Below are 1,156 nucleotides of genomic sequence, written 5' to 3' on the forward strand. Positions count from 1 at the left end.
ATAAGTCAACGCCATGCCTTCGTAATCTGCCTGTTGTGATATTTTCAAACCACATGACAGCATGCGAACGGCTTTTGCGATATCCTCTTTGCTTGCTTTCACTGCAAACAGCTCTTGCAATTGATCATAAGCATCTAAAGCTATCGCTTCCTGCTGTTTCGTTAATTGGCTGCCATCTTTCAAAACAAATGGACCGCTCGGCGGTATCATCGCGTGAATATGCTTCAAAGTACCCTCGATTTCCGATATCAAGGAGACTGTCTGCGATACGTTCCCCAATGCTTTTTTGCTTTTGAGTGTAATTTCCATAATTTCCACCTTGTTTATTAACTTTATGATCTTTTGAATTTCTCACCCAGTTGCGCCATGTTGCTTGCCAATCCGTTTTGCATGCGTCCTTACCTGCCTTGGCATTCCAATAATCTCTAAATTTTGCGATTTCGACTTTCACACGCTCTGGAGGCAAGCCCTCTTCGATTGCAAAATCGTAATCGGGTTCAAAATCCGCAGGCAATCGACAGCCTCTATCGGCTTTAACCCGCTTGGCTTTCTTAGGAACGTTTTCTTGCTCGTGAATGGGAGGTTGGTTATCTGATGATGTTGCGATTTGATTTGGTTCGCTTTCAATCGCATCAACCTCTGTTGGCTCGTCAACCAAATCGGTCGTTTCTAAATCTTCAAATTCAGTTTCTTTTTTTGATAAAACGATAGTTTTATTTTTTTTATTATTACTGTTAATGTTATTGTTAATGTTATGTTCATTGCCAAGCATCAAATTTTCTGCACAAGCATCACTTTCTGATGCACAAGCATCATTTGACGTATTATTTTTATGCTTGTGCATTTTTGGTTCATTATTTTCTTTCTCATCCCATCTTGCTTTTGCTGCTTTTGCTGCTTTTATTGAAGACTTTTCTAAATTTTTATTAGAATTGTTGAGTTCTTCTTCAACTTCTAAACTCCATAAACGACCATCGTCTAAACGAACGATTTTCTTAATACAGAGTAAACCAATCAATGCTTTATTAAATGCCTTTTCTGTGCAACCAACATAACGAGATAATAAGAAAGTATCTTCATCAAGCGGTTCTTGTGTTTTGCGCATAAATAAACTGAGAGTAAGATAAACAGCTTTTTCCATCGGTTTCATACAAGA

General features: G+C 38.2%; 1 protein-coding gene and 1 pseudogene. Both read right to left on the reverse strand.

What is annotated here, in order from left to right; genetic code table 11:
* A pseudogene (locus ACFIN0_RS09675) lies at positions 1-183 on the reverse strand (hypothetical protein); the annotation flags it as partial.
* On the reverse strand, positions 125-1,156 hold a 1,032-nt coding region (locus ACFIN0_RS09680; protein ID WP_375702447.1), incomplete at its 5' end, for a hypothetical protein. The pseudogene ACFIN0_RS09675 and the gene ACFIN0_RS09680, both read right to left, overlap by 59 nt.

This window comes from Bartonella sp. AA89HNZF, assembly GCF_042196905.1.
In the GTDB taxonomy this organism is placed as follows: Bacteria; Pseudomonadota; Alphaproteobacteria; order Rhizobiales; family Rhizobiaceae; genus Bartonella.